We start from the raw sequence: 5,381 nt of genomic DNA on the forward strand, positions 1-5,381 counted from the left end.
CTGCTCCACCACCAGGATGGTGACCTTGTCCTCGCGGTTGATCTTGCCGAGGATCTTGAACAGATCGCGCACGATCAGCGGGGCCAGGCCGAACGACGGCTCATCCAGCAGCATCAGCCGCGGACGCAGCATCAGCGCGCGGGCGACCGCCAGCATCTGCTGTTCGCCGCCCGACAGGGTGCCGGCCTGCTGGGTGTGCCGCTCCTTGAGGACCGGAAAGTGATCGTACATGCGCTCGATGTCGGAGGTGACGCCGGCCGTGTCCTTGCGGGTGATGGCGCCGAGCTGCAGGTTCTCCTCCACCGTCATGGTGGTGAAGGTGCCGCGGCCCTGCGGCACATGGGCGATGCCGAGCCGGACGATGTTCTCGGTCGAGCGGCCGGTCAGGGAGGCGCCGTCGAACTCGATCGAGCCGGTCGAGCGCACCATGTTGCAGATCGCGCGCAGCGTGGTGGTCTTGCCGGCGCCGTTGGCGCCGAGCAGGGTGGTCAGGCTGCCTTCATTGAGACCGAATTCGAGGCCGTGAAGCGCCTGGACCTGACCGTAGTAAGCCCGCAAATCCTTGATATTGAGCATCGCGGTCATTGGTCCTTGCTCCCCAGATAGGCTTTGATGACATCCGGGTCGGACTGCACCTGGGCAGGCGTGCCCTCGGCGAGCTTGCGGCCGAAATTCAGCGCGACCACGTGGTCGGCGATCGACATCACGAGGCCCATGTGATGCTCGACCAGCAGAATGGTCATGTGACGGTCGTCGCGGATCCGGCGGATCAGGTCGCCGAGTACGTGCACTTCCTCATGGTTGAGGCCGCCGGCGGGCTCGTCGAGCAGCAGGATCTTCGGCTCGGCCGCCAGCGCGCGCGCCAGCTCGACGCGCTTCTGGGTGCCGAACGGCAGGCCGGACACCACGGTGTGGGCGACGTCGTCGAGGTCGAGATAGCTGATGATCTCGTGGACCTTCTTGTTGAGCTCGGCCTCGCCGCGGCGGACCCAGCCCAGTCTCAGCGAGTCCGAGATGATGTCGCTGTTGGTGCGGGCGTGGGTGCCGACCCTGACATTGTCGAGCACCGTCAGGTTGGGGAACAGCGCGACGTTCTGGAAGGTGCGGCCGATGCCGATCTCGGCAATCTTGTGCGGCGGGCGCGTCAGGATGCTCTGGCCCTCCATCAGGATGTCGCCGGTGCTCGGCTGATAGAGCCTGGAGAGGCAGTTGAAGAGCGTTGTCTTGCCGGCGCCGTTCGGTCCGATCAGGCCGAGGATTGCGCCCTTATGCATGTCGAACGACACGCCATTCAACGCAATGATGCCGCCGAACACGACGCTGACGTCGCGAACCGCAAGCAGGGGGCTTTGTCCCTGCGCGAGCTGTGCCTGCATCATCGGTTGCAGCCCGGATTATTCTTCGGGCTGGAATGACCTTTTCGCTGGTCACCTCGATGAAGGCTACCTGATCCCCTCGACCACACGTGCAACTCTCCCTCCTGCTTTCAACTTCTTGTTTTCATTTTTTGATTGCGGCGCCGCTCCGCCGAGCGCCGCTTCGATGTTCCTTACCATCGCCACGAGGCGAGGTCCAATGTCGTTGCGCAGACGATCTTCCGTGAAGCGGAATGCGGGCGCGCCGCAATTGAATGCGTAAGGACCGGTTCCGTCATTCAGCTTCAGGCTGACGCCGACGGCGTGGATGTCGTCGTGCCACTCGCCGGCCGAGATCGCGAAACCAAGTTTCTCGATCGTTTCGCCTGCGCGTTCGATGCCATCGCGCATCCGGGACCAGCGGCTGCCATAGTGCTCGCGCAGTTCGCGCAACAGCACGGCGCGTTCGTCGGGCGGCAGCGCCCAGAGATAGGCGCGTCCCATCGCGGTGGTTGCAATCGGGACTCGCGAACCGACGTCCAGTTGAACGCCTATTGTTTGACCACGACTCTGGCCGAAGTAGATCATGCTGGTGCGGTCGCGACCGCCGACGGCAACCGCGCCGCCGGTCTCGCGCATCAGTTCCTCGCGGAAGGGTTCGGACAAATGCCGAACGCCGAGATTTGCAAGGGCGGCATACCCCAGCGCCATGGCTGAAGGCGCCAGCTGATACTTCTCGAACCGCGGAACGGATGTAAGGTAGCCCAGCTTGGTCAAGGTGTAGGTCAGCCGTGAAATGGTCGGCTTTGGCAAGTTGGTACGGGCCGCGATCTCCTGATTGCCAAGAAGCCCGTCGTTGGGATGGAATGCGCGCAACACATCAAGGCCGCGGGAAAGCGCGACGACGAAGCTGCGATCGGTCGCCACTTTCTTGCCTGGACGCTTCATTGCCTGCCGCTGGACGGACCTCGTTGACAAGGGACGTGCTTCAAAATAACCCTCCATGTCAAGGTGTGGAATTGAATTTCGCAGTGCGAAATCAGCGAAAATAGCTACTCAACGCAAGTCGCCGGGTTGTCGTAGCCACTCAACGCAAGTTAAGAAGTAATCCAAGAAGAAATCGAAGAAATGCCCAGGGAGAGTCTCGTGAACGAAGTGGTCAAGCTCGAGCGTCGTGACGTCATCGCCATCGTCACCGTCAACAGTCCTCCGGTCAATGCGTTGAGCGCCGCCGTGCGCGGCGGTATTTTCGACTGCATCAAGAGCGCCATCGCCGATCCCGAAGTGCAGGCGATCGTGCTGACCTGCGCCGGCCGCACCTTCATCGCCGGCGCCGACATCACCGAATTCGGCAAGCCGCCGAAGCCGCCCGGCCTGGCTGAAGTGCTAGTCGTGATGGAGAACTCGCCGAAGCCGATCATTGCCGCGATTCACGGCACCGCGCTGGGCGGCGGCCTCGAGGTCGCGCTCGCCTGCCATTTCCGCGTCGCCACCAAGGACGCGCGGCTCGGCCTGCCCGAAGTGAAGCTCGGCCTGCTGCCCGGTGCCGGCGGTACCCAGCGGCTGCCGCGCGCGGTCGGTCCGGAGCTCGCGGTCAAGATGATCGTCGGCGGTGATCCGATCAGCGCCGCTGACGCGCTGAAGCACGGCCTGATCGAGGAAGTCGTCGAAGGTCCGGCATCGGGCGGCGAGAGCTTTGCGCGCAAGGTGCTGGCGGAGAAGCGTCCGCTGCGCAAGCTGCGCGACGACGACAGCAAGCTCGCCGCCGCCAGGGCCGACCGCTCGATCTTCACCAACGCGGTCGCCGCCCTGACCAAGAAGGCGCGCGGGCTGGAAGCGCCGTTCGCCGCCGCCGACGCGGTCGGTGCCGCCATCGACCTGCCGTTCGACGAAGGCCTGAAGAAGGAGCGCGAGGGTTTTCTCAAGCTGGTAGCCAGCGACCAGTCGAAGGCGCAGCGCTATGCTTTCTTTTCGGAGCGCGAAGCGGCCAAGGTGGCCGGCGTGCCCGAGGGAACAAAACCGCGCAATGTCGAACGCGTCGCCATCATCGGCGCCGGCACCATGGGCGGCGGTATCGCGATGTCGTTCGCCAATGCCGGTATTCCGGTGACGCTGATCGAGACGGGCGAAGAACAGCTCAAGCGCGGCATGGGCGTGATGCAGAAGAATTACGAGGCGACGGCGGCGCGCGGCGGCATTCCCGCCGACGCTCCCGCCAAGCGCATGGGCCTGATCACCGGCAAGGTCGGGCTCGAGAACGTGAGGGATGCTGACCTGATCATCGAGGCCGTGTTCGAGACCATGGCGATCAAGAAGGAAGTGTTCGAGGCGCTCGACAAGTTCGCCAAACCCGGCGCGGTGCTGGCGTCCAACACCTCCTATCTCAACATCGAAGAAATCGCGAAGGTTCCAAAACGTCCGCAGGACGTGCTCGTCATGCACTTCGTCGCGCCGGCCAATGTGTTGAAGCTGTGCGAGATCGTGCGCGCCGACAAGACCGCACCCGATGCGCTGACCACCGCGGTCGCGGTCGCCCGCAAAATCGCAAAAGTTCCGGCCGTGGTCGGCGTTTGCGACGGTTTTGTCGGCAACCGCATGCTGGCACAGCGCGGCAAGCAGGCCGAAAAACTGCTGTTCGAGGGCGCGCTGCCACAGCAGGTCGATGCGGTCGTGACGAAATTCGGCATGCCGATGGGCCCGTTCGCGATGGGCGATCTCGCCGGCCTCGATATCGGCTGGCGCTCGCGCAAGGACCGCGGCATCAAGTCGGAAATCGCCGACGCGCTATGCGAAGCCGGCCGCTTCGGCCAGAAGACCGGCAAGGGCTATTACAAGTATGAAGCGGGATCGCGCGCGGCGCTGCCCGATCCCGAGGTGGAAAAGCTGATCGACGAGACCCTGCAGCGGCTCGGCCGCAAGAAGCGCGTGGTCAGCGACGACGAGATCCTCGAGCGCATGATGTATCCGATGATCAACGAGGGCGCGCGAATCCTCGAGGAGAACATCGCGGCGCGTCCGAGCGATATCGACGTGATCTGGCTCTACGGCTATGGCTGGCCGGTCTATCGCGGCGGCCCGATGTTCTATGCCGACCAGGTCGGCCTCAAGCACATCGCCGACCGGCTGTCCTACTACGCCAAGGAGACCAACGATCCCTCGCTGGAGCCGTCACCGCTGCTCAAGCGCCTTGCCGCCGAAGGCAAGACCTTTGCGTCGCTGGCGCAGTCCGCGAAGGCGGCTTGATGGGCCCCTGCGCTTACCACTCGTCATTCCGGGGCGCGCGCAGCGCGAACCCGGAATCTCGAGATTCCGGGTTCGCTCGCTGTGCGCGAGCGCCCCGGAATGACGGTGTCTTCGTTACGCTTTGCTGAAAGTAAGCATGACCCACCCCGGCGAGCAATATTATCCGGAAGGCGTCCGCTGGGACGATCCGCTTCCGCGCGGCCCGCTGCCCGATCTGTTGTCGGCGGCAGCCGCTGAATACGGATCGCGGCCGGCGATCGAATTCCGCGATCGGCCGATCAGCTACGCCGAACTGGAAGCGATGGTCGAGGTCGCGGCTGCTGCGTTCCTGCGCGCCGGCTGCGGCAAGAACCATTCGGTGGCGCTGTTCCTCGGCAATTCGCCGGATCATCCGGTCAATTTTTTCGGCGCGCTGAAGGCCGGCGCCCGCATCGTGCATCTTTCCCCGCTCGACGGCGCCATCGCGCTGTCGCACAAGCTCCGCGATAGCGGCGCGCGGGTGCTGGTCACCAGCGATCTCGCGACGCTGTTGCCGACGGCGCTGAAGTTTCTGGAAAAAGGCCTGGTCGACCGGCTGATCGTCTGCCAGGACGACGACTGGGGCACGGTCGGCAATCCGCATACGCCGATCCCGGACAACCCCGCGATCGTTACCTTCAAAAAATTCACCGCCGGCGCCGCCAAACCTTCGGCATGGCCGGCACTCTCGGCCGACGATATGGCGTTGCTGCAATATACCGGCGGCACCACCGGCCTGCCGAAGGGCGCGATGCTCAGCCACGG

At 64.2% G+C, this 5,381-nt stretch carries 5 protein-coding genes; 2 read left to right on the forward strand and 3 right to left on the reverse strand.

Annotated features, from left to right (window positions below; all coding sequences use genetic code 11):
* From Q7T45_RS19445 to Q7T45_RS19455, 3 genes are all read right to left on the reverse strand, one after another.
* Positions 1–585: ABC transporter ATP-binding protein (locus Q7T45_RS19445; RefSeq protein ID WP_304872763.1), on the reverse strand; the 585-nt coding region annotated here is incomplete at its 3' end.
* Positions 582–1,379 (reverse strand): ABC transporter ATP-binding protein, encoded by a 798-nt coding sequence (locus tag Q7T45_RS19450; protein WP_304872765.1) that lies wholly within the window; start codon positions 1,377–1,379, stop codon positions 582–584. The genes Q7T45_RS19445 and Q7T45_RS19450, both read right to left, overlap by 4 nt.
* A 63-nt stretch (positions 1,380–1,442) precedes the next feature.
* Complete coding sequence (locus tag Q7T45_RS19455) at positions 1,443–2,303, reverse strand: IclR family transcriptional regulator (RefSeq protein ID WP_304872767.1); 861 nt, start codon at positions 2,301–2,303, stop codon at positions 1,443–1,445.
* 198 nt (positions 2,304–2,501) lie between these two features.
* Between Q7T45_RS19455 and Q7T45_RS19460 the strand changes: the two genes are divergently transcribed.
* Both Q7T45_RS19460 and Q7T45_RS19465 read left to right on the forward strand, forming a co-directional pair.
* Positions 2,502–4,598, forward strand: coding sequence for a 3-hydroxyacyl-CoA dehydrogenase NAD-binding domain-containing protein (locus Q7T45_RS19460; RefSeq protein WP_304872769.1), 2,097 nt, complete (start codon positions 2,502–2,504; stop codon positions 4,596–4,598).
* A 136-nt stretch (positions 4,599–4,734) separates the two neighbouring features.
* On the forward strand, positions 4,735–5,381 hold a 647-nt coding region (locus tag Q7T45_RS19465), incomplete at its 3' end, for an AMP-binding protein (RefSeq protein ID WP_304872771.1).

Source organism: Bradyrhizobium sp., from assembly GCF_030646015.1.
GTDB lineage: Bacteria > Pseudomonadota > Alphaproteobacteria > Rhizobiales > Xanthobacteraceae > Bradyrhizobium.

Bases quoted from the DNA above. Each gene is read 5' to 3' on its own strand.
- Q7T45_RS19450 (WP_304872765.1), bottom strand. From the start codon at position 1,379: ATGATGCAGGCACAGCTCGCGCAGGGACAAAGCCCCCTGCTTGCGGTT.
- Q7T45_RS19455 (WP_304872767.1), bottom strand. From the start codon at position 2,303: ATGAAGCGTCCAGGCAAGAAAGTGGCGACCGATCGCAGCTTCGTCGTC.